The organism is Sphingomonas sp. FG14 (assembly GCF_057809675.1).
Window position 1 is genome coordinate 48,076 of the sequence record NZ_JBMDKK010000012.1, and the last position, 24,657, is coordinate 72,732.

A 24,657-nucleotide genomic window follows, 5' to 3' on the forward strand; every position below is an offset into this window, starting at 1 on the left:
CGCGCCGCTAGAGGAGACTCACCACCTGCAAGCCCCGATTGGACCGGCCACTGGCTTTAACAGCGGGCCGGCATCACCATATCGGCGGCATTCCACGGAAAGGTTGTAAAGCATGGCATCCAAGGCCTTGTCCTTCGACGTTGGCGATTATGTCGTTTATCCCAAGCACGGTGTCGGCCGTGTCATCGAACTGCAGAGCACCGACATCGCGGGCATGCAGCTCGAACTCTATGTGCTGCGTTTCGAAAAGGAGCGGATGACGCTCCGCGTGCCCACCAACAAGGCCGAAAGCGTCGGCATGCGTAAGCTGTCGTCCGACAAGACGCTGAAGGAAGCACTCGACACGCTGAAGGGCAAGCCGAAGGTGAAGCGCACCATGTGGTCGCGCCGTGCCCAGGAATATGAAGCGAAGATCAACTCGGGCGACCTCGTGTCGATCGCCGAGGTGGTACGTGATCTGTTCCGCGCCGACGACCAGCCCGAGCAGAGCTATTCCGAGCGGCAAATCTTTGAAGCCGCCACCAGCCGCCTCGCGCGTGAGCTGGCCGCGATGGAAGAAACCGACGAGCCTGGCGCGCAGCAGAAGATCCTTGAGATCCTCAACAAGGCCGCGCTGATCCATAACAAGGACAAGGGCGAGTAGCTGGCGCTATCCGCCGCTGCACGGACATGAAAAGGCGGCCTTCGGGCCGCCTTTTCTTTTGCGCTTGCCACTGGCCTCACCCGACTGTATTATTATTGCAATACAGTAGGAGCCGATGCCATGCGCTATCTCGCCTTTCCGATCCTGGCCTTCGCGACGGCCTGCTCCGCCTCGGCTGACGATGGTGCGGGCAAGTTGAGCGGCGTTTCGGGTTCGCGCAGCTTCGACGTGAAGGGCTTCGAGTCGGTTTCCCTCAGCGGACCGGACAATGTGATCGTGCAGGTCGGCAAGGCGATGTCGGTCAAGGCGGTTGGCGACACCGCGATACTCGATCGCCTCGAGATCGAGGTGGTCGATGGCGATCTGCGTATCGGCCGCAAGCGGCGCAATGGCGTCCATTTCAATTGGGGCAAGAATTCGGGCGCTGTCGTCACCGTCACGTTGCCGGTGCTGACTGGCGCGTCGGTCGCGGGATCGGGTGACATGGATGTCGACCATGCCGAAGCGCAGAAATTCAACGCGTCTGTTGCGGGCTCGGGTTCGCTCAAGGTGGGCGCGCTCAAGGCGGATCGCCTCAATGTCTCGATCGCGGGATCGGGCAATGCCAATTTCGCCGCCGGCACCGCGGCCGATGCCGGCATGTCGATCGCGGGCTCTGGCAATGTCGATGCGGCCGGACTGGCGGCGCGGACGGCGGATATTTCCATCGCCGGTTCGGGCGATGTGAAGGCTGGCGTGTCCGAACGCGCCGATGTTTCGATTCTTGGCTCGGGCGATGTCGACATCATCGGCGATGCGCAGTGCAAGGTGTCGAAAATGGGGTCGGGCGATGTGCGCTGCACCCCTGCCGCACCATCAACGCCGAAGCAGTAAAGCGCGCTTGCCCACCGGAAGCCGCGCCGTCATCATGCGCGCATGAACATTCGGCAACTTCTGGTCGCACTTGTCCTTGTCCCGTCGGCGGGGCCGGCGATCGCTGCCGAGCGTGTGGAAACCATTACCAGCTTCGACCGGATTCGCGTCGATGGTGCTTATCAAGTGGAGGTCGTCACCGGTCGCGGCGCTTCCGCGCGCCTCTCGGGAACGCGTGACGCACTCGACCGGGTCACCGTGAGCGTGCAAGGCACCTCGCTGACGATCCGCACGAATCGTACCGGATGGACCGGGGGCTGGCCGGGGGAGGACAAGGCCGGGCCGGTCATCATTCGCCTCACCACCGGCGAGTTGCGTTCCGCTTCGATCAGCGGCAGCGGTTCGATCGCGATCGATCGCGTTCGTGGCCCCCGCATTCAGCTTGGTGTCGAAGGTTCGGGCCAGTTGAAGGTGGCGCGGGCCGAAGTCGACCGGATCGACATGACCCTGCTTGGATCGGGCGCCATCGCGATCGCCGGCACGGCAAAAGCGGCGAACGCGATCGTGCGCGGATCTGCCTCGATCGATGGCGCGACGTTCATCGCCAATGATCTGAGCGTCAACAGTGAGAGCGCCGGCAATGTCGGGCTTGGCGCGCGGACCAGCGCGACGGTGAAGTCCGCAGGCTCGGGCGAGGTCCGAGTCGCCGGCACGCCAGCTTGCACTGTGACGGCGCTGGGATCGGGGCAGGTCTATTGCGGGGCGGCGAAGAAATAAGCGAGCGGTTCAGCCACTGTTGCGCAAGGCGGTGGCGATCGCGTTGATCGAAAGCTGGATGCCTTCTGCGATCCGGGGATCGGCCTCGCCCGCGCGGTGGCGCTTGAGCAGCTCCACCTGGAGCAGGTTCAATGGCTCGATATAGGGCAGGCGCAGTCGGATCGACGCGTCGAGCGCTGGCGATTTGGCGAGCAGGCGGGTCTGGCGCGTGACCGACAGCAGCCCGTCATGCGCGGTTTGCCAGCCATCCCTGATCCGGCCGAAGATCGCCTCACCCGCCGCCTTGTCCTCGACCAGCCCGGCATAGCGCGCCGCGATTCCCATGTCGGATTTCGCGAGCACCATCTCCATATTGGCGAGCGCGGCCTGCAGGAATGGCCAGCTCTGGACCATTTCGCGCAGCAGCCCCTGATCCTTGAACGCGGTCAATGCCTGGCCGACCCCATACCAGCCCGGCAGCATCACGCGCGCCTGCGCCCATGAGAACACCCAGGGGATCGCACGCAAATCCTCGATCGCGTCGGTCTTCTTGCGGCTTGACGGGCGCGATCCGATCTTGAGCGTCGCGATCTCCGCGATCGGCGTCATCTGGCGGAAAAAGCTGCGAAAACCTTCGGTTTCATAGACCAGTCCGCGATAGGCGCGGAAGGCGTCGGCCGAGAGCGCGTCCATCGCGGCGCCGAAACGCGCGCGATCGGCCTCGGCCAATGCGTCGGGTTCAAGGCTCGCGAGCAAGGTCGCCGATGCGATCGCTTCAAGATTGGCGGCGGCGCTCTCGCGCGTGCCGTATTTGGCGGCGATCACCTCGCCCTGTTCGGTGATGCGGATGCGGCCCTGCACGGTGCCGCGTGGCTGGGCGAGGATCGCGGCGAAGCTCGATCCGCCACCGCGCCCGACCGCGCCGCCGCGACCGTGGAAGAGCTGCATGCCGATGCCGGCTTCGGCAAAGACCGGTGCAAGCGCCCGGCTGGCCTGATGCAGGCCCCAGGTCGATGTCAGATAGCCGCCGTCCTTATTGCTGTCCGAATAGCCGATCATCACTTCCTGGTGACCGCGCGTGCGCGTGATCGTCGCGATCTCTGGCAGCGCGAACCATTTGCCCATCACCACGGTGGCGTTTTCAAGGTCGCCGATCGTCTCGAACAGCGGCACCGCCATGATATCCGCCTCGGGTGTCTCTCCCGGACGATAGAGCCCGGCTTCCTTGAGCAGGACATGGACTTCGAGCAAGTCCGACACATCCTGCGCCATCGAAACGATATAGTTTCGGATGCAGTCCGCTCCGTAGCGGCGATGCGCCTCGGCGGCGGCGCGCACGATGGCGAGTTCGCCCGCCGTTTCCTCCGAATAGGCGAAATGCGGGCTGGAGAGCGGACGCGGCGTTGCCAGTTCGCGGCGCAGAAGTGTGACCCGCGCGTCCTCGTCGAGCGCGCCATAATCGGCTTCGACGCCCGCCACGCTCAGCAGCTCAGCGACGACGCGCTCGTGCACCGCGCTGTTCTGGCGCATGTCCAGCGTGGCGAGATGAAAGCCGAAGGTCTCCACCGCGCGGATCAGACGGCCGAGCGCGCCGCCGGAGGATAGCGCTCCACCACCGACGCCTGCCAGTCCGTGCGCGATCTCGACCAGATCGGCGCGGAAGGCTTCGGGCCCATCATAGCTTTCCGCGCGGAGCGGAGAGGGGCGGGGCGGTGCCTTGCCGGTCAGCGCGAGATGTGTCGCGCTCAGCCGTGCATAGAGACCGGTGATGGCGCGGCGATAGGGTTCGTCCTGTCGGCTCTTCGCCGTGTCGCTGCTGGCGTCGGCCAGAGCCAGCACTGCGTCGCTCGCTTCGGCCAGCTCGGTCGAGATCGACAGTTCCGCACCCAACCCATGGAGGGCGTCGAGATACCAGGTGACCACCGTCTCCGCCGAGCGCGACAGCGCGAGCGTCAGCGAGTCCGCCGTGACGAAGGGATTGCCGTCGCGATCACCGCCGATCCAGCTTCCCGGCCGCAGGAAGCTGGCGGGGCGCTTGCCGAGTGCGCGCTCCCAGCGCGCATAGAGCGCGGGCAGCACCGGGAGGAAGGTGTCGCGCAGATAAGCGAGGGCTGTTTCCACCTCGTCGGCAACGAAGAGGCGTTCGCGGCGCAGCGTCCGCGTCTGCCAGAGCAGCGCGATCTGGCGATGGATCGCTTCCTCTATCAGATCGCCTTCGGGCGTCTCCGTCGCGCCGTTGTCGCGCAGCTTCATCAGCTCCGCGATACGGTTGCGATGATCGATCATCGACTTGCGGCGCACTTCGGTCGGGTGGGCGGTCAGCACCGGCGCGATCAGGGCATGGCCGAGAAGTTCGATCGCCTGATCGCCGTCGATGCCCTCGGCCGCCAGTCGTTCGAGCGCATGCGCCAGATCCGCGCCCGGCTCGGCCGCGATTCCCTGGCGGTCCTCCGCCAGATTGGCGAGCATCGAGAACAGCATGAAGCCGCGCACGAACGCGGTGGTCTCATCCAGGTCGAGCGCGTCGAGCCCGGGATCGATCGCATCGGCGCCAGCCACGCCGCGATGACGGTCGACCGATGTCGAGCGGATATATTCGGTGCGCCGGAACAATGTCTCCCCGCCATAGGCGCGGATCACATCGCCCAGCAGCTTGCCGAGATAGCGGATGTCGGGGTTCTGGCTGATCGCTGGACGTGGCATGGCAGCGTTGCTGCACCGCAACACATTCGACGTCAATATCATTGCGGTATCGCAATGCACGTTGATTGTGAAATTATATTATTGATTGTTCAATTATTATAATCAAACAATATGTATGGCGCTCAGGCGAGCAGTTCGATGTCCCAATACAGCCAGTCGCGCCAGCTTTCGTGGAGGTAGTTGGGCGGAAAGGCGCGGCCATGTTCCTGAAGCTGCCAGCTCGTCGGCCGGATCGGCGCGATATGGAGCTGCATGCCCGCCTGACGTGGCGTGCGGCCGCCCTTTTTCAGGTTGCATGGCGCGCAGGCGGTGGCGACATTCTCCCAGGTGGTGCGGCCGCCCTGTGCGCGGGGAATGACATGATCGAAGGTCAGGTCGCTGGAGACGCCGCAATATTGGCACTGGAAGCGATCGCGCAGGAACAGGTTGAAGCGGGTGAAAGCGGGGTGTTCGGATGGTTTCACATATTGCTTGAGCGCGATGACGGAGGGCAGCCGCATCGCGCTGGTGGGACTTCGCACCTCGCGCTGATATTCGTCGACGATCGCGACTCGATCGAGGAACACCGCCTTCACCGCGGTTTGCCACGGCCAGAGCGACAATGGATAATAGGATAGCGGCTTGTAGTCCGCGTTGAGCACAAGCGCTGGACAACTGTCCGGGTGTCGGATCAGGTCGGGATGGTACATGACGCCACACGCTCCCCCATTGCCATCGTCCCAATCAGGTAAAATGATGACGCCGTCATGACAGCATTTCCCGCGACTCGTGGTCAAGAGCCAAATTGGACGATCGACGCTTGACCGAGGTCGCCACCCGCTTCGCACCGTCGCCAACCGGGCGGTTGCATCTCGGCCATGCCTGGTCGGCCCTGTGCGCTCATGACTTCGCAGCGGCGCGGGGTGGCCATTTTCTGCTGCGGATCGAGGACATCGACCCCGGCCGCGCGCGGCCCGAGCATGTTTCGGGCATCATCGAGGATCTGCTGTGGCTTGGGCTCGACTGGGAAGGAGAAATCGTCTTCCAGTCCGAGCGGACGGCGCTTTATGCGATGGCGCTGGAGGATCTGAAGCGGCGCGGCCTCGCCTATCCCTGCTTTTGCACGCGCAAGGACATCGCAGCGAGCGCCAGCGCGCCGCATGGCCCGGATGGGCCGGTCTATCCCGGCACCTGCCGTTCACTCGATCCTGAAACCCGCATGCGCCGGATGGCGGCGGAGCCGCATTGCTGGCGGCTCGCCATGGCGTCCGCGATCGACGAGGCCGGGCCGCTTCACTGGATCGATGGCGACGCCGCCGCGCATCCGGCAAGCCCGGCGGCGCATGGTGACGTCGTGCTGGCGCGCAAGGATGCGCCGGTCTCCTATCATCTCGCGGTCACGATCGACGATGCCGCGCAGGCGATCAGCCATGTCGTGCGCGGCCGCGACTTGCTGGAGGCGACGCATGTCCACCGGCTGTTGCAGGCGCTGCTCGATCTGCCGACGCCCGTCTATATCCATCATCCGCTGCTCGGCACCGCATCCGGCGAGCGGCTGGCCAAGCGCAACGGTGCACCCGCGATCGCCGATCTCCGCGCGGGCGGGACGGACCCGGCGGCGCTGGTCGAAGCGATGCGCGCGGGGCGGTTTCCCGAAGATTACCGCATGCTCTAGCCGCTTGGATTCGCGCCCCGAAGCGCCTACATCAATGCGATGGGCACATTCCTCACCCTCCTCCTCATCCTCGCCATGGTCGCGACGGTCGGCGCGTTGGTGCGCGGGATCGTGATCTTCCTGCGCACGACCGAGGCGGATCTGAACGGTACGGGGCCGAGCCTCTCCGGCCGCAAGCAGAACAAGGCGATGCAGATGCGCATCCTGTTCCAGGCGCTCGCGGTGATCCTGGTGGTGCTGCTGATGGTGGCGGCGGGCGGCAAGGGCTGATCCGCTGGTCAAGCTCAACAAGATCTACACACGGACGGGTGACGACGGCACGACGGGCCTTGTCGATGGATCGCGTACGGCCAAGCACGATCCGCGCATGCAGGCGATCGGTGATGTCGACGAGGCGAATAGCGCGATCGGCATCGCCGTCGCCGCACTGGGCGAGGGCGATCACGCCGTGATGCTGCGCCGCATCCAGAACGATCTGTTCGATCTGGGCGCGGATCTGGCGACGCCGGGCGAAAGCTTCGAGCCGTCCGAGATGGAATTGCGCATCGTGCCCGCGCAGGTCGCCCGCCTTGAGGCCGAGATCGACGCGATGAACGAGGCGCTGGAACCGCTCAGGAGCTTCATCCTGCCGGGCGGCAGCCAGGGGGCGGCGGCGCTCCATCTCGCTCGCGCAATCGTGCGCCGCGCTGAGCGGACCGCCGTGGGCGCGGCGCGCGCCGTCAGCCTCAATCCTCAGGCGCTCGCCTATCTCAATCGGCTGTCCGATCACCTCTTCGTCATGACGCGCGCGATCAACGCGGCGAATGGTGGCGATATATTGTGGGTTCCCGGCGCGTCGCGCTGATTCGAGGGCCGCTCCTCAAGGCTATTGTTCTTGGTATGTTCACGCGCTAGAAGCGCCGCTATGCCGTATGGCAGGACCCCTTGGATCGATCGTGCGTTAAATGACTGATCTTGCGGCCGAACCGGCGCAACGGGGATCCTGGAAATAGGGGACTGACATGGCGACTCGTCTCGACACCGCGTTTCCCGATGCGCTGCACGCGCTGTTCCGGCGGGTGCGCGGGCTGAGCGAGGCGCTGGCGGCGCCGCTGTCCGATGCCGATTCCAGCGTCCAGTCGATGGAGGATGCATCGCCCGCGAAATGGCATCTGGCGCACACCACCTGGTTCTTCGAAACCTTCGTGTTGCGCGATCATGTCGCGAATTACCGGCTTTACGACGAACGCTGGCCCTTCCTGTTCAACAGCTATTACGAGGCGGAAGGCGCGCGCCATGCCCGGCCCTTGCGGGGTATGCTCACTCGCCCGTCTCTGGACGAGATTCGGGCCTGGCGCGCGCATGTTGACGCGGCATTGGAGGTCGCGCTGCCGGGCCTGTCGGATCAGGCGCGCGCGCTGGTGGAATTGGGTTGCCATCATGAGCAGCAGCATCAGGAATTGTTGCAGACTGACATATTGAGCCTGTTCGCGCTCAATCCGCTGGCGCCGGCGATGTGGCGTGTCGAGCGTGATCCGCCGGCGCCGCCGCCCGCGCCGATCCGCTGGATCGAGGGCGCGCACGGCATCGTCGAGATCGGCCGCGACATGGCGGCGGAAGAGGGGGATTTCGCTTTCGATTGCGAAGGCCCGCGTCATCCGGCGTTGCTGCGCCGTCATGCGCTGGCGGACCGGCCGGTCACGAATAGCGAATGGCGGGCCTTTATCGACGATGGCGGCTATCAACGGCCCGAACATTGGCTGTCCGATGGCTGGGCCTGGGTGCGGCGCGAGGGGATCGAAGCGCCGCTCCATTGGCGCCGCATCGATGGCGACTGGGCGGATTTCGCGCTCGACGGCCTCCATCCCGTCCGCCCCGCCGCACCGGTTTCGCATATCAGCTTTTACGAGGCGGACGCCTTCGCCCGTTGGGCGGGCGCACGGCTACCGACCGAAGCGGAATGGGAAAGCGCGGCCGCCGCCGTCGATTCCGCATCGGGCAACCAGCTCGACCAGGCGGGGCCGGTGCGCCCGCGCGCGGCCGCCGCCGGCACCGGCCTGCGGCAGATGTTCGGCGATGTCTGGCAATGGACCGGATCGGCCTATCTGCCCTATCCCGGCTTTCGCGCGGCCGCCGGCGCGGTCGGCGAATATAACGGCAAGTTCATGAGCGGGCAGTGCGTGCTGCGCGGGGCGAGCTGCGCCACGCCGCGCGGTCATTCGCGCGCGTCCTATCGTAATTTCTTCTATCCCCATCAGCGCTGGCAATTCGCCGGCGTCCGCCTCGCGAAGGATCTCTAGCCATGTTGCTCGAGCAGGATGCCCCGCCGCGCCCGGCGGAGACCGCCGACCCCGCCTTTCGCGCCGATGTGCTGAAGGGCTTCGCCAATACCCGCCGCCGCGCCATCCCTGCGCGCTGGTTCTACGATCGACGCGGGTCCGAATTGTTCGAGCAGATCACCAGGCTGCCCGAATATTATCCGACGCGGATCGAAACCGGCCTGCTGGCGCGGTATTGCGCCGATGTCGGAGAGATTGCCGGGCCGGGACGCGCGGTGATCGAATTCGGATCGGGGTCGTCGACCAAGACTCCGCATCTGCTCCGCGCGGTCGATCCCGGCGCCTATGTGCCCATCGATATTTCGGGCGCGTTCCTGCGCGAATCCGCGGCCGCGCTCGCGCGGGACTTTCCCGGGCTGAGGATCGAGCCCGTCGAGGCGGATTTCATGCAGCCGATCCCGCTGCCCCCCGCGATCGAGGCGATGCCCAAGCTCGGCTTCTTTCCGGGGTCGACCATCGGCAACATGATCGCGCGCACCTCGGTCGACCTGCTGCGCGCGATGCGGCGCTCGCTGGGCGTCGGATCGCTGTTGCTGATCGGGATGGATCGCGTGAAGGGCGAGGATGTGCTGGTACCCGCCTATGACGACGCGCAGGGCGTCACCGCCGCCTTCAACCTCAACCTGCTCCATCGCATCAATCGCGAGCTTGACGGGACGATTCCGGTGGAGGCTTTCCGCCATCTGGCGATCTGGAACGACCTCTATGCCCGGATCGAGATGCATCTCGAGGCGGTTCGCGATGTCGAATTCCGTATTGAGGGCGCGTGTTTCTCGATGAAGGCGGGCGAGAGCGTCCATACCGAGAACAGCCATAAATATGGCGAGCGCGACGCCCGGCTGCTGTTGCGCGCGGGCGGCTGGACGCCGCTCAGGGAGTGGACCGATCCCGACAATATGTTCGCGCTGATCCTGGCTGGCGCGCATGCGGAGCGGAGCGCACCCTGAAAGCAGCTCCCATGCCCGCCCGATGCGGCGCGCCTTGCATCACCGGACGTTCGCCGCCATGTCCGGCGGCATGAACACGCCTAATCCTCCGCTCAAGGCCGCGATCGTGCCGGTCACGCCGCTCCAGCAGAATTGTACGCTGTTGTGGTGCACCGAAACCAACAAGGCGGCGTTCGTCGATCCGGGCGGCGATCTGTCGCGGCTGAAGGCCGCCGCGGCGCAGGCGGGCGTCGAGATCGAGAAGATTCTGATCACCCATGGTCATATCGATCATTGCGGCGAAGCGGGGACGTTGGCGAAGGAACTCGGCGTGCCGATCGAGGGGCCGCACGAGGCCGATCGCTTCTGGATCTCGCGCCTGGAGGATGACGGCCGCAACTATGGCGTCAACGGCAAGGTCTTCGAGCCCGATCGCTGGCTGGAGGATGGCGACACCGTGACCGTTGGCAATCTGGTGTTCGACGTCATCCACTGCCCCGGCCACACGCCGGGACATGTCGTCTTCCATCACCCCGAATCGAAGCTGGCGATCGTCGGGGACGTGCTGTTCCAGGGATCGATCGGGCGCACCGATTTCCCGATGGGCAATCATCAGGACCTGCTCGATGCGATCACCGGCAAGCTGTGGCCGCTGGGCGGCGATACCGCCTTCGTGCCGGGCCATGGTCCCATGAGCAATTTCGCGCATGAGCGGCGCACCAATCCCTTTGTGGGCGACGCCGCGATCGGGCGCTGACGGAACCGGGATGGCGCGCGGGCCGTTGGGCCTGCGCAATGAAATATTTGCCCGTCTTGTTCATGGCGATGCTGGCGGCCTGCCAGGATTATCCGCGCGATATCGGCGGAACGCTCGATCATATCCGCGCCGAACGGGTGATGCGCGTCGGGCTGGTCGCGGGCGAGGCGGAAACGCGCGACCGCGCGGTGATCGCCGCCTATCTCGATCGGGTCGGCAGGGCGGCGGGCGCGAGGCCGGAGATCGTGCGCGCCGCCGCCGAGCCTCTATTACTGCGGCTCGATCATGGGCAGCTCGACCTTGTGATCGGCGATATGACGGAGGACTCTCCCTGGATCGCTGATGCGATGGTGATCGAGCCGATTTCGGAGACGATGCTCGGCAAGGATCGTATCCTGCTCAGCCCGATCGCACGCAATGGCGAGAATCGCTGGATCATGCTGCTCGAACGCGCGGTCCGCGACGGTCATCCGAAGAACGACGTATGAGCGAAAGGCGAGGTCATCCGGCGGAAATCCGTGCCGACATGGCGGCGGCGGTCCGCCTTGAATGGTGGAATGTCGGCTGGTCCATCAGCATCATCGTCGCGATGGGACTGGCGATGGGATCGAGCCAGGCGATGAAGACCGCCTGGGTGGAGGATATGCTCGGCCTGGTTCCGCCGATCGCTTTCCTGGTCGCCGCGCGGTTCGAGCGGCGCTCGTCCAATGCGCGCTTCCATTATGGCTTCGATCGGGTGAACGGCCTGGGTTTCCTGATCGCCGCCGTCGCGCTTGCGGCTGTCGGCCTGTTCCTGCTGCGCGACGCCGTGGTGGCGCTGGTCACCGCCGAGCATGTCTCGATCGGTTCGGCCCGGCTGTTCGGGCACGATATCTGGCTGGGGTGGTTCATGCTCGCGGCGCAGGCCTATGCCACCATTCCGCCGCTCGTGATCGGCCATATGGAATTGCCGCTGGCCAAAAGGCTGCGCGACAAGCTGCTCCATACCGATGCGCTGATGAACAAGGCCAATTGGCAGACCGGCGTGGCTGGATTCCTGGGCGTTGCCGGGCTCGGCATGGGCTGGTGGTGGGCCGATTCGGTGGCGGCGGCGATCATTTCGCTCAGCATCATCGCCGACGGCATCAAGGCGTTGCGCGTCGCGACTTCCGAACTGGTCGACGGTGTGCCCTGCGCTCTGGACAGTTCGAGACAGTCGGAGGAGGCGGCGGCCATCGCCAGGGCATTGCGCAAGCGCTTTCCCGGCGCCCGCATCCTGATGCGGGAAACCGGGCGTTACATCCGCGCCGAAGTCGTGGGTGCACACCCGCCGAAAAATTTCGATTCGGAGACATTCGAGATACCCGGACTGGACGATCGCTGGCGGCTGGAGAGCATCGCGTTCCGGTTGTGATATCAGGCCGCGCGCCGCTTGAGCGTTCCAAGGTGTGGATGGGGCGGCATCCCCGCGCTTTGGCAAATGGCGTCAGCCGACCGCCGCGATCTCCGTCACCGTCGGCTTGAATCCGAAATAGGGAATGGTGAGCGCCCAACCAGCAAGGGCGATCAGGGCGATGAAGGTCACCGCGATGCCGATCAGCCGCAGCTTGCCGGGCTTCTCCGCATCCATGCCGAATGCGTGCGCGATTCGCGCCAGCACATAGACCACGCCGATTCCCCACAGCCAGAGGGAGGTGCCGCGCGCGAGTTCGATCAGGCCCAGCAGGATCAGGAAGAACGGGGTATATTCGACGAAATTGGCGTGGGCGCGCATCCGTGCGAGCAGCCTGGGATTGCCGCCGTCCCCGATCGACACCTTCTCGCTCACGCGCAGGCGCCCCGTGCGCATCGCGAGCCAGATGTTGAGCAGCGCCGCGGCGCCCGCGATCGTTAGCGTCACCGGCAATATGATCATTCGCGCACCCCCGTCCGTTGCGATGGGAAACTTGCATGGATGCTGAGCCCTTGCAACTCCGGCCAGAATCGCTATAGGCGCGGTTCGCTCGCGACGAGCCGGCCGCATGGCCTGCGGCCTTCATCCGCCGTTGGTTATCATGGCGCAGGCGTAGTCGCACCCAAGGCTTTGAAGAACTGGAACAGGTGCCGGAATGGCTGTCCCCAAGAGAAAAACCTCGCCGTCCAAGCGCGGCATGCGTCGCAGCCATGATGCGCTCAAGGTCGAGTCGTACCAGGAATGCCCGAATTGCGGCGAACTGAAGCGCCCGCACAATCTGTGCACGGCCTGCGGCCACTATAACGGTCGCGAGATCGTCTCGGCCGAAGGCTGACGCCGCACCCTTTCGAGGAGCACTGACCGGTGTCTACATCGCCGCGGATCGCAATCGACGCGATGGGCGGCGATGAGGGCCTTGCGGTCATGCTGGCGGGTGTGGCGCGTGCGCGCCGCGCCAATGACGGGATGCGCTTCCTGCTGGTCGGCGACGAAGCGCAGATCCGCGAAGGGCTGAAGAATCATCCCAATCTCAGCGCCGCGTCGGAGATCGTCCACGCGCCTGAAACCGTGGCGGGCGCCGAAAAGCCCAGCCAGGCGATTCGTCGCGCCAAGACCACGTCGATGGGGCTTGCCATCCAGGCGGTGAAGTCTGGCGAGGCCGGCGCCGCCGTGTCGTCGGGCAATACCGGCGCGCTGATGGCGATGTCCAAGCTCGCGCTGCGCACCATGCCGGGCATTGATCGTCCGGCGCTTGCCGCGTTGCTCCCCAGCCTGGGCGAGAACGACGTTGTGATGCTCGATCTCGGCGCCAATACCGAGTGCGACACCGAAAACCTCATTCAGTTCGCGGTGATGGGCGCCGCCTATGCGCGCTCCGCGCTCGAGCTTGAGCGCCCGCGCGTCGCGCTGCTCAACATCGGCACCGAGGAATTGAAGGGCACCGACGAGATCAAGGATGCCGCCGCGATGTTGCGTGAGGCGACGCATCTGCCGATGAACTTCACCGGTTTCATCGAGGGTGACCGGCTGTCGCGCGGTGAAGTCGATGTGATCGTCTGCGACGGCTTCTCGGGCAATATCGCGCTCAAGACCGCCGAGGGCACGGCGCGATTCGTGACCGACCTGCTGCGCCGGGCCTTCACCAGTTCGCTGCGGTCCAAGCTCGGCTTCATCATCTCGCGGCCTGCCGCCGAGTTGCTGCGCCACCATCTCGATCCCAACAATCACAATGGCGCGGTCTTCCTCGGCCTCAACGGGCTGGTGGTGAAAAGTCACGGCAGTGCGAACGAGATCGGTGTGGCCAATGCGATCGGTGTGGCCGCGCGCATGGTTCGGGACAATCTGACGGCGCGGATCACCGAGGATCTCGCCAATTTCAAGGCGCATCAGCGCCCGGAGACACATAAGGCATGACGCGTCGCGCGGCGATTGTTGGGACTGGATCGGCACTGCCCAAGCGCCGTGTCTCGAATGCCGAACTCGCGGAGACGGTCGATACGTCCGACGAATGGATCGTCGAGCGCACTGGCATCCGGTTCCGCCATATCGCCGGTCCCGACGAGACCACCTCGACGCTCGCCACCGACGCTTCGCGAAAGGCGCTCGCCGCGGCCGGGCTGGATGCCGCCTCGATCGACCTGATCGTGCTCGCAACCGCGACACCCGACCAGACCTTTCCCGCCACCGCCACCAGGGTGCAGGCGGCGCTCGGCATCGACGATTGCGTGGCGTTCGACGTCCAGGCGGTCTGCTCGGGCTTCCTCTATGCCGTTTCGGTCGCCGACAGCATGATTCGCTCGGGGGCCGCGAACAATGCGCTGGTGATCGGCGCCGAGACCTTCAGCCGCATTCTCGACTGGGAAGACCGCAATACCTGCGTGCTGTTCGGCGATGGCGCCGGCGCGGTCGTGATGAGCGCGCAAGAGGGTGAGCGCGGCGTGCTTTCGTCGAAGCTCCATGCCGACGGCCGCCATAACGAGCTGCTCTATGTCGATGGCGGCCCTTCGACGACGGGAACCGTCGGCAAGGTGCGGATGAAGGGGCGCGAGGTGTTCCGGCACGCGGTGGTCAACCTGGCGTCGGTGCTGGGTGAGTCGCTTGAGGCCGCCGGGCTTTCGTCCGCCGATATCGACTGGATGGTGCCGCATCAGGCGAATGCGCGCATCCTGGATGCGACCGCGCGCAAGCTTGGCCTGTCGCCCGACAAGGTCGTGGTGACGGTGGACCAGCACGCCAATACATCGGCGGCGTCGGTGCCTCTGGCGCTGGATACCGCGGTTTCCGATGGTCGCATCAAGCGCGGCGACATCGTCGTCCTGGAAGCGATGGGCGGCGGATTCACCTGGGGTGCCGCGGTTGTCCGCTGGTGAGACAGTCCCGTTATAGGGGCAGTCGGTGAATTGACGTGCGGCACTGTGACGATAAGATGAAAATCGGCGCTTAGACTGAGGGATTCTCCATGGCTGCACCCACTTTGACCCGGGCCGATCTCGCCGATTCGGTACACCGCGAAATCGGGCTGTCGCGCGCGGAATCGTCCAAGCTTGTCGAACAGATCCTGGCCCATATGTGCGGTGCCCTGTCCGACGGCCAGAACGTGAAGATTTCGGGCTTCGGAAGCTTCGTGTTGCGCGATAAGGGCCAGCGCGTCGGCCGCAATCCGAAGACGGGCGTAGAGGTACCGATCGCGCCCCGGCGCGTGCTCACCTTCCGCGCCAGCCAGATGCTGCGCGACCGCATCGTCAAGGCCGGGTGACCCCGCCATGAGCGACAAGGCTGCCGGCGCGTTCCTGACCATCGGCGAGCTTTCCGATTCGCTCGGCCTGCCGCAGCATATCCTGCGCTATTGGGAAACGCGCTTTCCCCAGCTTCGGCCGCTCCAGCGCGCCGGTAAGCGGCGTTATTATCGGCCCGAGGATGTTGCGCTGGCGCAGCGGATCAATCGGCTGCTCAACCAGGAAGGCTATACGATCAAGGGCGTCCAAAAGCTGCTGAGCCAGCGCATGGGGCCCCCTGCCGAGATGGCGCCAGTGGCCGCGCCCGCCGCCGCTCCGCAGCCATCCGTGCCGGCAGTGGCCACAGGCATGCTGCCGGCACTGCGTCAGGTTCGGACCGATCTGGCTCGCGCGCTCGCCGACGCCTGATTCGCTGAACCGAGTCGGGCTCGCGTTATAGTTCGAGCGCCAGGATCCAGTCGTTGAAGATCACGTCGCCGACTCGAAAATCCTGCCGGCCGACCCGGGCGAAGCCGCAGCGCGCATAGAAGCGCTGTGCGGCTTCGTTGATCTCGTAGACGCACAGATAGAGCCGTTTCGCGCCGCGCGTCCGCGCCTCGGCGATCACCGCGTCCATCAGCCGTCGCCCCAGCCCCACATTCTGCCAGCCGGTGAGCGCATAGATGCGCTTGAGTTCGAGATCGCCTTCATCGACCGGGATGTCGAGCGCGGGCGGGGTCATCGCGGCATAACCGATCGGCGCGCCGAGCTCGGTTTCGACCAGCCAGAGCGCATGATCGGCGCGCTCGGCCCAATCGGCATAGAGTTCGGGCGAATGCTGGGTGCGGCAATGCGTGACCAGCGCATCGCCAGGATGGTCGAACGAGAAGGCAACGAGGAAGGTGGTTTGGCCCAGCAGCGAAAGCCGGTCGGCGTCGGCGGCGGTGGCACGGCGCAGCAGTGGCTCAGCCATCGATTTCGGGGCCCAGCGCGGCATCCAGGTCGCGCGGTCGCATCAGGCGGACGAAGCTTCCGCTTCCCGCCTTCACATCGGCCCAGCGGCTGACATCGAAATTGATCTCGGCGAGCGCGGCGGTCGGGAATTTCTCCTCGACCGAGTCGCGCAGTGCATCGCCGGCGCGATCGGGGACGAGCAGCAGGATCAGGTCTTCCAGCCCCGGATTATGGCCGCACATCATCACATGATCGGCTGAATCAGGCCGATCGTTCACCACGTCGAGCAGAGTGACGCAGGATGCGAGATAGATGCGCCGGTCCCAGGTCGCGTGAAGCGTGCGGCCCATGCCCTCCCACAGATAGTCGAGCGTTTCAGTGCAGCGCACGGCGGGTGACGAGACGACATGGTCGTACTCCAGCCCCTCGCGCCGCATATATTCGCCCATCAGCCGCGCGCCGCGAATGCCGCGCTTGTTGAGCGCACGGTCGAAATCGCGCGCCACCGGGTCGTCCCAGCTCGATTTCGCGTGGCGCAGCAGGCTGAGCGTCTTCATTTCCTCTCCGTGATCCTTGTCGCGGCCTCTTGCCCCGAAATCGTGACGGATGAAAGTCGCTGGCGCACGCGCGCTGCGGCTTCGTCCAGCGTGACGCGGTTGATCGGGGTGCCGGCGGGAAAGGCTGTGAGCAGCCGGGAGGGCATGGCGGAAGACAGCATCACGAACAGCCCGCGATCGTCGGCGCGGCGGATAAGCCGCCCGAACGCCTGCGCCAGCCGCGCGCGGATGAGCCGGTCGTCATAGGCGCTGCCGCCGCCCGCCAGCCGCCGCGCGGCATGGAGCACGGTGGGCTTGGGCCAGGGCACACCCTCCATCACCACCATGCGCAGCGATTCGCCGGGCACGTCGACGCCGTCGCGCAGGGCGTCGGTGCCGAGCAGCGAGGCACGGGGATCGTCGCGGAAGATATCGACCAACGTGCCGGTGTCGATCGGATCGACATGCTGAGCGTAAAGCGGCAGCCGGTCGCGCGCCAGCCGGTCGGCGATGCGGGCGTGGACGGCGCGCAGCCGCCGGATCGCGGTGAACAGGCCCAGGGTACCGCCCTCGGCCGCGACGATCAGCTTGCCGAAGGCGCCGGCGAGCTGCGCGATGTCGCCCTTCTTCACATCGGTGACGATCAGCACTTCAGCCTGCGCCGCATAGTCGAACGGGCTCGGCGCCTCGAATCGATGCGGCGGATGGGCGAGGTGCGGGGCGCCTGTGCGCGCCTCGGCGGTGTCCCAGTCGCCGCCGCCCTTGAGCGTAGCGGAGGTGACGAGCACGCCATGCGCCGGTTTCAGCACGATCTCCGCGACCGGGCGTGTCGGGTCGAGCCAGTGGCGATGCAGGCCGATATCAATCTCGCGACCCTCGATCCGGTCGACCGCCAGCCAGTCGACGAAATCGGGATCGGCGGGGCCGCCGATGCGCGAAAGCAGCGACAGCCAGCCACCGAGCATGTCTGCGCGCCAGCCGAGACTGGCGATCGCGCCTTCGACGCGCGCGCGCGCCTGACCGTCGAGCCAGTCCGGGCCGTCCTCCATCACCGCTTCCAGCCGACGCCCGAGCGCCACCAGCGGGCGCAGGATCGCATCGAGCGCTGCCGCCGCGGGCTGCGCGGCTTCGACGATCGCACCGTCGAGCTCGGCCATCTCGGTTTCCAGGCCATAGCCGGCATCCTCGCCGGCATCGCGGCCGAACACGGTGCCGCGCACAGCCGCGAGCAGCGCTTCGATCGCACCGAATGGCGCGCCCTCATTGAGTCGTTGGAGCCAGCCGTCCGAGGGCAGCGCCTGTGCCGCGCTGACGGCGGCGGAGATCGCGCGGCTCCCTTCGTCGTCATAACTCGCCACGTCGGACAGGCGGGCGGCAAGGCCCCGACGGCGCCCGCGCGACGATCCTTCAGGACCGGTGATCCAGCGCCGCAATTCGATCGCCTCCTGGCCCGACAGCGCGGTCGAGAACATCGCGTCGGCCGCGTCGAACAGATGATGGCCTTCGTCGAAGACGATCCGGCTCGGCCGGTTCGCCGCCTCGCGCCCGCGCGCCGCATTGACCATCACCAGCGCATGGTTGGCGATGACTATGTCGGCGTCCGCGCTCGCGCGCGCCGCGCGCTCGATGAAGCATTTCCGGTAGTGCGGGCAGCCGGCATAGACGCATTCGCCCCGCCGGTCGGTCAGCGCGGTCGATCCGTTGCGGCGGAACAGCGAGGGCAGCCAGCCCGGCAGGTCGCCACCCACCATGTCGCCATCGGCCGAATAGGCGGCCCAGCGCGCGACGAGCTGCGCCAGGATCGCCGCGCGCCCGGCAAAGCCGCCTTGCAGCGCGTCCTCTAGGTTGAGCAGACACAGATAATTCTCGCGGCCCTTGCGGACCACCACCTTGTGGCGGCGCAGCTTGGGATCGGGAAACAGGCGCTCGCTCTCGCGACTGAGCTGGCGTTGCAGCGCCTTGGTGTAGGTGGATATCCACACCGCGCCGTCCGCCCGCTCGGCCCAGAGCGAGGCGGGGGCGAGATAACCCAGCGTCTTGCCGATGCCGGTGCCGGCCTCGGCCAGGATCATATTGGGCTCGTCCCGCCGCGCGCGCGGCTCGAAGGTCTGGGTCACGACCTCGGCATAACCGCGCTGGCCCGGCCGGATCTCCGCGCCATGGCCGGTCAGCAGGTCGAGTCGGTCGATCACGTCGGGTACGGCGAGCGAAACGGTGCGCGGTGCCGCGCGTGGCGCCTTCTCCTCCCATTCGGGAAGCCGGGCGAACAGCCAGCGCTCGTTGCTGTCGGGCCGCTTCAGCGTGTCGAGCAGGATCCCGCCCCATGGCCAGCGCAATCGCTGCAGCGATTGCGCCATGCCATAGGCGCCTTCGCGCTCAGCCCAGTGCGGATCGTCGGATCGTGCCAGCAGCGCCTGCGCGGCGCGGCGCAGGAATTCGGCGGCGCTCGCATCATCCTCGGGCGGAGCCAGCCCGATCGCGCGCGCCAGACCCTTGGGTGTCGGCACCGCGAAACGCGCCGGATGGATGAAGGCGAACAGCTCCAACAGGTCGAGCCCGGAGAGTTCGGGATAGCCCAGCCGCTGGCCGATAAGTGGCGCGTTGAGCACGATCATCGGCGTTTCGGCGGCCAGCGCGATCGCCTCGCCACGGCTCACGCCGCGCGTCTCCCCATCGGGAGATGCGATCCAGATGCCGGCATGGCTTGCATGCAGCGCGGGATAGGGCAAAGAGGCGGCCATTCATCCCCGTTATGCCGAACAAGAACGAAAGGGCAACACCAGTGAGTGACTTGCGCGCCGCAGCGATCGATTCGAAGGCTTGGCCATTCGAGGAAGCGCGCAAATTGCTCAAGCGTTATCCCGATGGCGCGCCGGCCAAGGGCCATATCCTGTTCGAAACCGGATATGGACCGTCAGGCCTGCCGCATATCGGCACCTTCAACGAAGTGCTGCGTACCACGCTGGTGCGCCAAGCCTATCAGGCGATTTCGGACGTGCCGACACGGCTGATCGCGTTCAGCGACGATATGGACGGCCTGCGCAAGGTGCCGGACAATGTGCCGAATCAGGAGATGCTGCGCGGTCATCTCGGCAAGCCGCTGACCCAGATTCCCGATCCTTTCGGCACGCATGAGAGCTTCGCGCATCACAACAATGCGATGCTGCGCGAGTTTCTCGACCGCTTCGGCTTCGACTATGAATTCATGAGCTCGACCGAGGTCTATGCCTCCGGCCGTTTCGACGAGACGCTCAAGCTGATCCTGAGGCACTATGACGCGATCATGGGGGTGATGTTGCCCACGCTCGGCAAGGAGCGTCAGGCGACCTATTCGCCGGTGCTGCCGATCTCGAAGAAGTCGAGCATTGTCCTTCAGGTGCCCGTTACCGTGGTGGACGCGGAGAACGGCATCGTCCGCTTCGAGGATGAGGGCGAGACGGTCGAGCAGTCGATCCTGTCGGGTGCGGCCAAGCTGCAATGGAAGGTCGACTGGGCGATGCGCTGGGTCGCGCTGGGCGTCGATTACGAAATGTCGGGCAAGGACCTGATCGACTCGGTCACCCAAAGCTCGAAGATCGCGCGCGTGCTCGGCGCCCGCCCGCCCGAGGGCTTCAATTACGAGATGTTCCTCGACGAGAAGGGCGAGAAGATCTCCAAGTCCAAGGGCAATGGCCTGACGCTGGAGCAGTGGCTGACCTATGGTCCGGACGAGAGCCTGGCATTCTATATCTATCGCGAGCCGCGCAAGGCGAAGGCGCTGCACATGGGCGTGATCCCGCGCGCGGTGGACGATTATTGGCAGTTCCGCGCCAACTGGCCCAACCAGCCGATCGAACAGAAGCTCGGCAATCCCGTCCATCACATCCATAATGGCGATGTTCCGACGGAGGCGCTGCCGGTGACCTTTGGCCTGCTGCTCAATCTGGTCGGCGTGATGGGCGAGGCGGGCAAGGATCAGGTCTGGGGCTATCTGGGCAATTATGTGCCTGATGCCGATCCCGCGAAATATCCGGCGCTCGACCGGTTGATCGACCATGCGCTCGCCTATCATCGCGATTTCGTCGCGCCGACGCTCAAGCGCCGCGCCCCGACCGAATTGGAGGCCAGGGCGCTGCGCGATCTCGACACGCGGCTGGCGGCGCTGCCCGCCGATGCCGATGCGGAGACGATTCAGAACGAGGTCTATGCGGTCGGCAAGGAAGGCGGGTTCGAAAACCTGCGCGACTGGTTCAAAGCGCTCTACGAGACGTTGCTGGGCGCCGAACAGGGGCCGCGCATGGGCAGCTTCATCGCGCTCTACGGCATGGAGAACAGCCGCAAGCTGATCGCAGAGGCGCTGGCGGCGTGATCGCGGTCCGCGCCGTCGATGCCGAATGGGTCGACGCCAATGCGGACGCGCTCGGCGCAGTGCTGTTCGCCTGCGTGGCGGATGGGGCTTCTGTCAGTTTTCTCGCGGATCTGACGCAGGATCGCGCGGCCGATTTCTGGCGCGCACGCCGTGCCGGCATCGCGGATGGCGGATGCGCGCTGCTCGTCGCTTTTGACGGAGAAGCGCCGGTCGGTACCGTGATGGTGGTGCGCGCGGGTACCGACAATCAGCCGCATCGCGGCGATATCGCCAAGCTGCTCGTTCATCCCGATGCGCGAGGGCAGGGCGCGGGCGTGGTGTTGATGGCGGCGGCGGAAGCACAGGCGCGCGCCATGGAGCTCAGCCTGCTCGTGCTCGATACCGCGGGCGTTGCCGCCGAGCGTATCTATCGGCGGATGGGCTGGATCGAGGTCGGCAGCATTCCGGACTATGCGCTGAATGTAGCGGGCACACCGGAAGCGACGACGATCTTCTACAAGCGGGTTTGAGGCTGCCCCTACCGTTTGCTTCGAGCGCAGGTTCGAGCTTGTCGAGAACCGTAGTCGAGAAGTCCGGTGCAGCGCTTCTCGACGGGCGCATCTCGACTTCGCTCGATGCTGCTCGAAGTGAACGGGAAAGCGCCGCATGTTCGGCGCTTGCGTAGATTCAGCCCCGAACCACTTCAGCCGGCCGATCGTCGGGATAAGCGAGGGGCAGCGCGGCGATCGGCAGCAGCAATGCCGCGGCGATCAGCGCGCGGATCAGTGGATGCGATGTCGGGGCAGGCTGCGGTCTCATGGTCGCGCGCGGATAGCGCGGTCGCCGGGAGAGCGGGACTATTGGTCGATCGACGGCGGACGAGCGTCGATGAAATGCAATGTGAAGGACGGAATCTCGTACGGATATGACAACCGTTCGGGCTGAGCCTGTCGAAGCCCTGTCCTTCTTCGCCGCGGAAGCAGAAGAAAGGACGGGGGGGCTTCGACAGGCTCAGCCCGAACGGGACTGGAGAGGCTATTTCTTCGACGCGATCCAGTCGTCGATCTTCTTTTCCAGCACCGGCATCGGCAGCGATCCGGTCATCAGCACTTCCGCGTGGAATTCGCGCGGATCGAATTTCGCGCCCAGCGCCTGCTGCGCCTTGGCCTTCAGTCGCGAAATGGTGAGCTGGCCGACCTTATAGGCGAGCGCCTGACCGGGAATGGCGATATAGCGCTCCACCTCGGCGGTGGCGTCGGTCTTCCCCATGCTCGAATTGTCGAGCATGTACTGGATCGCCTGATCGCGGGTCCAGCCCTTGGCGTGGATGCCGCTATCGACCACCAGCCGCATCGCGCGCAGCATTTCGTCGTCGAGCCCGCCGAAGCGCTGATAGGGATCGGTTTCCATGCCGAGTTCCTTCCACAGCGTTTCGGCATAGAGCCCCCAGCCTTCGTTATAGGCCGTGTTGCCGCCGAAGCGCATGAAGGCGGGGAGATCGGTGTTCTCGATCGACAAGGCGATCTGGAAGTGATGGCCGGGCACGCCTTCGTGGAGGAACAGAGTCTCCATGCCCGGCGTCGTGCGCGACGGCAGATCATAGGCGTTGAAATAGAAGACACCGGGGCGCGATCCGTCCGCCAGGCCGGACTCGTAGGAACCGCCCGCCGAGGTCTTTTCGCGATAGGCTTCGTAATAGCGGATCTCAAGCGGCATCTTCGGGATGGTCGAGAATTGCTCACGCACCCGCGCATCGACCCGCTTGCCGATATCGTAATAGCGCTGGAGCATCGCGTCGCGCGAGGTCATCTTGAACTTGGGATCGGTGCGGATGTGGTCGAAGAACTGGGCGAGCGTGCCCTTGAAGCCGACCTTGTTCTTGATCGTTTCCATCTCGCCCCGGATCCGCGCGACTTCGGACAGGCCGAGCTGATGGATCTGGTCCGCGGTCATCGGCAGCGTGGTGTTGCTCTTGATCAGCTTCTCATAAAGCCAGGCGCCGCCCTTCATATGGACCAGGCCGACGCCGTCGCGCGCGGCGGGCAGATACTCGGTCTTCAGGAAATCGCGCATCCGCACATAGGCGGGAAGGATGCCGTCGCGGATGGCGGCGGCATAGTCACGCTTCAGCCGCGCCTGATCGGCGGCGGAGATGCCGGCGGGGAACTGGTTGACCGGCTCGTAGAAGGTCGATCCCTCGACGCCCTGCGCGATTTGCAGGTCGAACTGGTCGATCATGTTGTTGACGATCAGCTTGGGCTGGGTGACGCCGCTCTTCATGCCTTCGCGGAAACGGGTGATCGAACGGTCGAGCGCGGCGACATAGTCCCTGTGGCGCTTCAGATTGTTCTCATAGTCCGTCAGCGTCTTGAACGGCGCGGCGCCCTTGCCCGATGCGAAACCGGGATAGAAGACGTGCAGGCCGAAGAAATGGTCGATCGGCCGCACCGCCGTCACCGCCAGATATTCGGGGGTCAGCGTCTCCAGCGTGTCGAGCATATTATATTCGAACACGTCATAGGCGATCTGGTTGACGGGCGTCAGCGCGGCGCGGTCGATCGCCTTCAGGCGCTTCAGATCCTGCTGCGCGGCGGCGCGTTCGGCGTCGAAATAGGCATCGGACCCGAAATCGCCGAGCCTGTCGGCATAGCGCAGGTCGCCGCGGAAGATCGCGGAGATCGGGTTGCGCTTCAGGCTGGCTTCGTCGCTTTCGGCGAACAGTCGCTTGAGTGCGGCGTCGGGCGATTCCGCGACGGCCGGCGCGGCCGGGGGCTGGGAAAGCAACGGAACGGGAAGTGTGGCCGCCGCGGCGATAAGCAGCGCGCGGATGGGGAACATGGACATTGGAAACTCCGGAACTCGTGTATTGCCCGGATATAACGCCATGGCCTTTAACGGCAAGCGGCCCCGGGGATACTTCCCCGGAGCCGCCTGTTCAGCGGGCGTCCGCCGTTACCAGTAGAAGCCGCGGATCACGTCGATCACGATACCGCGACGGATGTCGACGAGCATCAGATCGTCATAGTTGCGCACCCAGCGCTGGTTCATCGAGGGGCGCGGCAGGCGATAGCGCCAGGGATCTGCGATCCAGTAGCGCTGGTTGTAATAGGTCGGCTGGATACGAACGCCGGCCCGGAACTGCTGGTAGCGGAAGGGCGCGCGCCAATTGCCACGGGCGTAGAGCCCACGATTGCCCTGGCGATGATTGCGCCAGTCGTTGCGGCCCCAGGCGCGATCGCGGTCGCGCAGATCCTCGCGATATTCGCGGCGGGCGTCGCGGACATCGCGGGCCTGCTCGCGCACTTCGCGCGGGTGGTCGCCACGGCGGATCGAGCGGTTGAGCTCGCGCTGTTCCTGGCGGATATCCTGCCGGTCGCGGCGCAGTTCGCCGGGCGACTGGGCCATGGCGGTGGCGGGCATGACGGTGGCCGCCATCAGGATGCCGATGATCAACTTACGCATGATCTTACTCCTCATTCTCCTGCCGGCTCGCCCCCGATTCGAGAGGCGGTGACCGCCGGCACGAGCACTCAATGCGCGATTCGCGCTGAACGTTCCGGGAATGGATCGGTCAGCATCCCGAA

General features: G+C 65.5%; 27 protein-coding genes. 18 read left to right on the plus strand and 9 right to left on the minus strand.

Annotation, left to right across the window (positions count from 1 at the left end; all coding sequences use genetic code 11):
* Positions 1–112: 112 nt before the first annotated feature.
* From ACODTA_RS22610 to ACODTA_RS22620, 3 genes are all read left to right on the plus strand, one after another.
* On the plus strand, positions 113–643 hold the full coding sequence (locus ACODTA_RS22610; protein WP_489068870.1) for a CarD family transcriptional regulator: 531 nt from the start codon (positions 113–115) through the stop codon (positions 641–643).
* A gap of 120 nt (positions 644–763) precedes the next feature.
* Positions 764–1,516, plus strand: a complete 753-nt coding sequence (locus ACODTA_RS22615) for a head GIN domain-containing protein (protein WP_489068871.1) — start codon at positions 764–766, stop codon at positions 1,514–1,516.
* Positions 1,517–1,558: 42 nt separating this feature from the next.
* A complete protein-coding gene (locus ACODTA_RS22620) occupies positions 1,559–2,272 on the plus strand; it encodes a GIN domain-containing protein (RefSeq protein WP_489068873.1) in 714 nt (237 codons plus the stop codon).
* A 9-nt stretch (positions 2,273–2,281) separates the two neighbouring features.
* Here ACODTA_RS22620 and ppc read toward each other — a convergent pair whose 3' ends face one another.
* Together ppc and ACODTA_RS22630 are read right to left on the minus strand one after the other, a co-directional pair.
* Complete coding sequence (gene ppc / locus ACODTA_RS22625) at positions 2,282–4,954, minus strand: phosphoenolpyruvate carboxylase (RefSeq protein ID WP_489068875.1); 2,673 nt, start codon at positions 4,952–4,954, stop codon at positions 2,282–2,284.
* A 122-nt stretch (positions 4,955–5,076) separates the two neighbouring features.
* Entirely contained in the window at positions 5,077–5,643 is a 567-nt protein-coding gene (locus ACODTA_RS22630; protein ID WP_489068877.1) for an HNH endonuclease, read from the minus strand.
* A 110-nt stretch (positions 5,644–5,753) separates the two neighbouring features.
* Between ACODTA_RS22630 and gluQRS the strand changes: the two genes are divergently transcribed.
* The 8 genes from gluQRS (at position 5,754) to ACODTA_RS22670 (ending at position 12,002) form a co-directional block, all read left to right on the plus strand.
* Complete coding sequence (gene gluQRS, locus ACODTA_RS22635; protein ID WP_489068879.1) at positions 5,754–6,608, plus strand: tRNA glutamyl-Q(34) synthetase GluQRS; 855 nt, start codon at positions 5,754–5,756, stop codon at positions 6,606–6,608.
* A 39-nt stretch (positions 6,609–6,647) separates the two neighbouring features.
* Entirely contained in the window at positions 6,648–6,878 is a 231-nt protein-coding gene (locus tag ACODTA_RS22640; RefSeq protein ID WP_489068881.1) for a twin transmembrane helix small protein, read from the plus strand.
* Positions 6,879–6,882: 4 nt separating this feature from the next.
* Positions 6,883–7,452 (plus strand): cob(I)yrinic acid a,c-diamide adenosyltransferase, encoded by a 570-nt coding sequence (locus ACODTA_RS22645; protein WP_489069035.1) that lies wholly within the window; start codon positions 6,883–6,885, stop codon positions 7,450–7,452.
* 157 nt (positions 7,453–7,609) lie between these two features.
* Positions 7,610–8,887: an ergothioneine biosynthesis protein EgtB gene (gene egtB, locus ACODTA_RS22650; RefSeq protein ID WP_489068883.1), complete on the plus strand. Its 1,278-nt coding sequence runs from the start codon at positions 7,610–7,612 to the stop codon at positions 8,885–8,887.
* A gap of 5 nt (positions 8,888–8,892) precedes the next feature.
* The gene (gene egtD, locus ACODTA_RS22655) at positions 8,893–9,873 is read left to right on the plus strand and encodes an L-histidine N(alpha)-methyltransferase (RefSeq protein ID WP_489069037.1); all 981 of its coding nucleotides are present in this window, start codon (positions 8,893–8,895) and stop codon (positions 9,871–9,873) included.
* Positions 9,874–9,943: 70 nt separating this feature from the next.
* A complete protein-coding gene (locus tag ACODTA_RS22660; protein ID WP_489068885.1) occupies positions 9,944–10,609 on the plus strand; it encodes an MBL fold metallo-hydrolase in 666 nt (221 codons plus the stop codon).
* A gap of 38 nt (positions 10,610–10,647) precedes the next feature.
* On the plus strand, positions 10,648–11,097 hold the full coding sequence (locus ACODTA_RS22665) for a hypothetical protein (protein ID WP_489068887.1): 450 nt from the start codon (positions 10,648–10,650) through the stop codon (positions 11,095–11,097).
* Positions 11,094–12,002, plus strand: a complete 909-nt coding sequence (locus ACODTA_RS22670) for a cation efflux transmembrane domain-containing protein (RefSeq protein WP_489068889.1) — start codon at positions 11,094–11,096, stop codon at positions 12,000–12,002. Before ACODTA_RS22665 ends, ACODTA_RS22670 begins: the two co-directional genes overlap by 4 nt.
* Positions 12,003–12,074: 72 nt before the next feature.
* Here ACODTA_RS22670 and ACODTA_RS22675 read toward each other — a convergent pair whose 3' ends face one another.
* A complete protein-coding gene (locus ACODTA_RS22675; RefSeq protein ID WP_489068891.1) occupies positions 12,075–12,503 on the minus strand; it encodes an MAPEG family protein in 429 nt (142 codons plus the stop codon).
* A 193-nt stretch (positions 12,504–12,696) separates the two neighbouring features.
* On the opposite strand from ACODTA_RS22675, the gene rpmF reads away from it, so the two are divergent.
* The 5 genes from rpmF to ACODTA_RS22700 all read left to right on the plus strand — a co-directional run bounded on the left by rpmF (position 12,697) and on the right by ACODTA_RS22700 (position 15,685).
* On the plus strand, positions 12,697–12,876 hold the full coding sequence (gene rpmF, locus ACODTA_RS22680; RefSeq protein WP_222992542.1) for a 50S ribosomal protein L32: 180 nt from the start codon (positions 12,697–12,699) through the stop codon (positions 12,874–12,876).
* 29 nt (positions 12,877–12,905) lie between these two features.
* A complete protein-coding gene (plsX, locus tag ACODTA_RS22685; protein ID WP_489068893.1) occupies positions 12,906–13,955 on the plus strand; it encodes a phosphate acyltransferase PlsX in 1,050 nt (349 codons plus the stop codon).
* Entirely contained in the window at positions 13,952–14,911 is a 960-nt protein-coding gene (locus tag ACODTA_RS22690) for a beta-ketoacyl-ACP synthase III (protein WP_489068895.1), read from the plus strand. The genes plsX and ACODTA_RS22690 overlap by 4 nt, the downstream gene beginning before the upstream one ends.
* Before the next feature lie 89 nt (positions 14,912–15,000).
* Entirely contained in the window at positions 15,001–15,297 is a 297-nt protein-coding gene (locus ACODTA_RS22695) for an integration host factor subunit alpha (RefSeq protein ID WP_222992539.1), read from the plus strand.
* Between the two features lie 7 nt (positions 15,298–15,304).
* Positions 15,305–15,685, plus strand: coding sequence for a MerR family transcriptional regulator (locus tag ACODTA_RS22700; protein ID WP_489068897.1), 381 nt, complete (start codon positions 15,305–15,307; stop codon positions 15,683–15,685).
* 25 nt (positions 15,686–15,710) lie between these two features.
* Here the strand turns inward: ACODTA_RS22700 and ACODTA_RS22705 are convergent, their stop codons facing one another.
* From ACODTA_RS22705 to ACODTA_RS22715, 3 genes are read right to left on the minus strand one after another with little or no spacing between them, the layout of a single operon-like run.
* Positions 15,711–16,229, minus strand: a complete 519-nt coding sequence (locus ACODTA_RS22705) for a GNAT family N-acetyltransferase (protein ID WP_489068899.1) — start codon at positions 16,227–16,229, stop codon at positions 15,711–15,713.
* The gene (locus tag ACODTA_RS22710; RefSeq protein WP_489068901.1) at positions 16,222–16,767 is read right to left on the minus strand and encodes a SixA phosphatase family protein; all 546 of its coding nucleotides are present in this window, start codon (positions 16,765–16,767) and stop codon (positions 16,222–16,224) included. The genes ACODTA_RS22705 and ACODTA_RS22710 overlap by 8 nt, the downstream gene beginning before the upstream one ends.
* Positions 16,764–19,487: an ATP-dependent DNA helicase gene (locus ACODTA_RS22715; protein ID WP_489068903.1), complete on the minus strand. Its 2,724-nt coding sequence runs from the start codon at positions 19,485–19,487 to the stop codon at positions 16,764–16,766. The genes ACODTA_RS22710 and ACODTA_RS22715 overlap by 4 nt, the downstream gene beginning before the upstream one ends.
* 11 nt (positions 19,488–19,498) lie before the next feature.
* Between ACODTA_RS22715 and ACODTA_RS22720 the strand changes: the two genes are divergently transcribed.
* Together ACODTA_RS22720 and ACODTA_RS22725 are read left to right on the plus strand one after the other, a co-directional pair.
* Positions 19,499–21,094, plus strand: coding sequence for a lysine--tRNA ligase (locus ACODTA_RS22720; protein WP_489068905.1), 1,596 nt, complete (start codon positions 19,499–19,501; stop codon positions 21,092–21,094).
* Positions 21,091–21,603: a GNAT family N-acetyltransferase gene (locus tag ACODTA_RS22725; RefSeq protein WP_489068907.1), complete on the plus strand. Its 513-nt coding sequence runs from the start codon at positions 21,091–21,093 to the stop codon at positions 21,601–21,603. Before ACODTA_RS22720 ends, ACODTA_RS22725 begins: the two co-directional genes overlap by 4 nt.
* A gap of 157 nt (positions 21,604–21,760) precedes the next feature.
* Here the strand turns inward: ACODTA_RS22725 and ACODTA_RS22730 are convergent, their stop codons facing one another.
* From ACODTA_RS22730 to ACODTA_RS22740, 3 genes are all read right to left on the minus strand, one after another.
* Complete coding sequence (locus ACODTA_RS22730; protein ID WP_489068909.1) at positions 21,761–21,892, minus strand: hypothetical protein; 132 nt, start codon at positions 21,890–21,892, stop codon at positions 21,761–21,763.
* A gap of 216 nt (positions 21,893–22,108) precedes the next feature.
* On the minus strand, positions 22,109–23,917 hold the full coding sequence (locus ACODTA_RS22735; RefSeq protein WP_489068911.1) for a DUF885 domain-containing protein: 1,809 nt from the start codon (positions 23,915–23,917) through the stop codon (positions 22,109–22,111).
* Positions 23,918–24,025: 108 nt separating this feature from the next.
* Positions 24,026–24,535, minus strand: coding sequence for an RcnB family protein (locus ACODTA_RS22740; protein ID WP_489068913.1), 510 nt, complete (start codon positions 24,533–24,535; stop codon positions 24,026–24,028).
* Positions 24,536–24,657 lie beyond the last annotated feature (122 nt).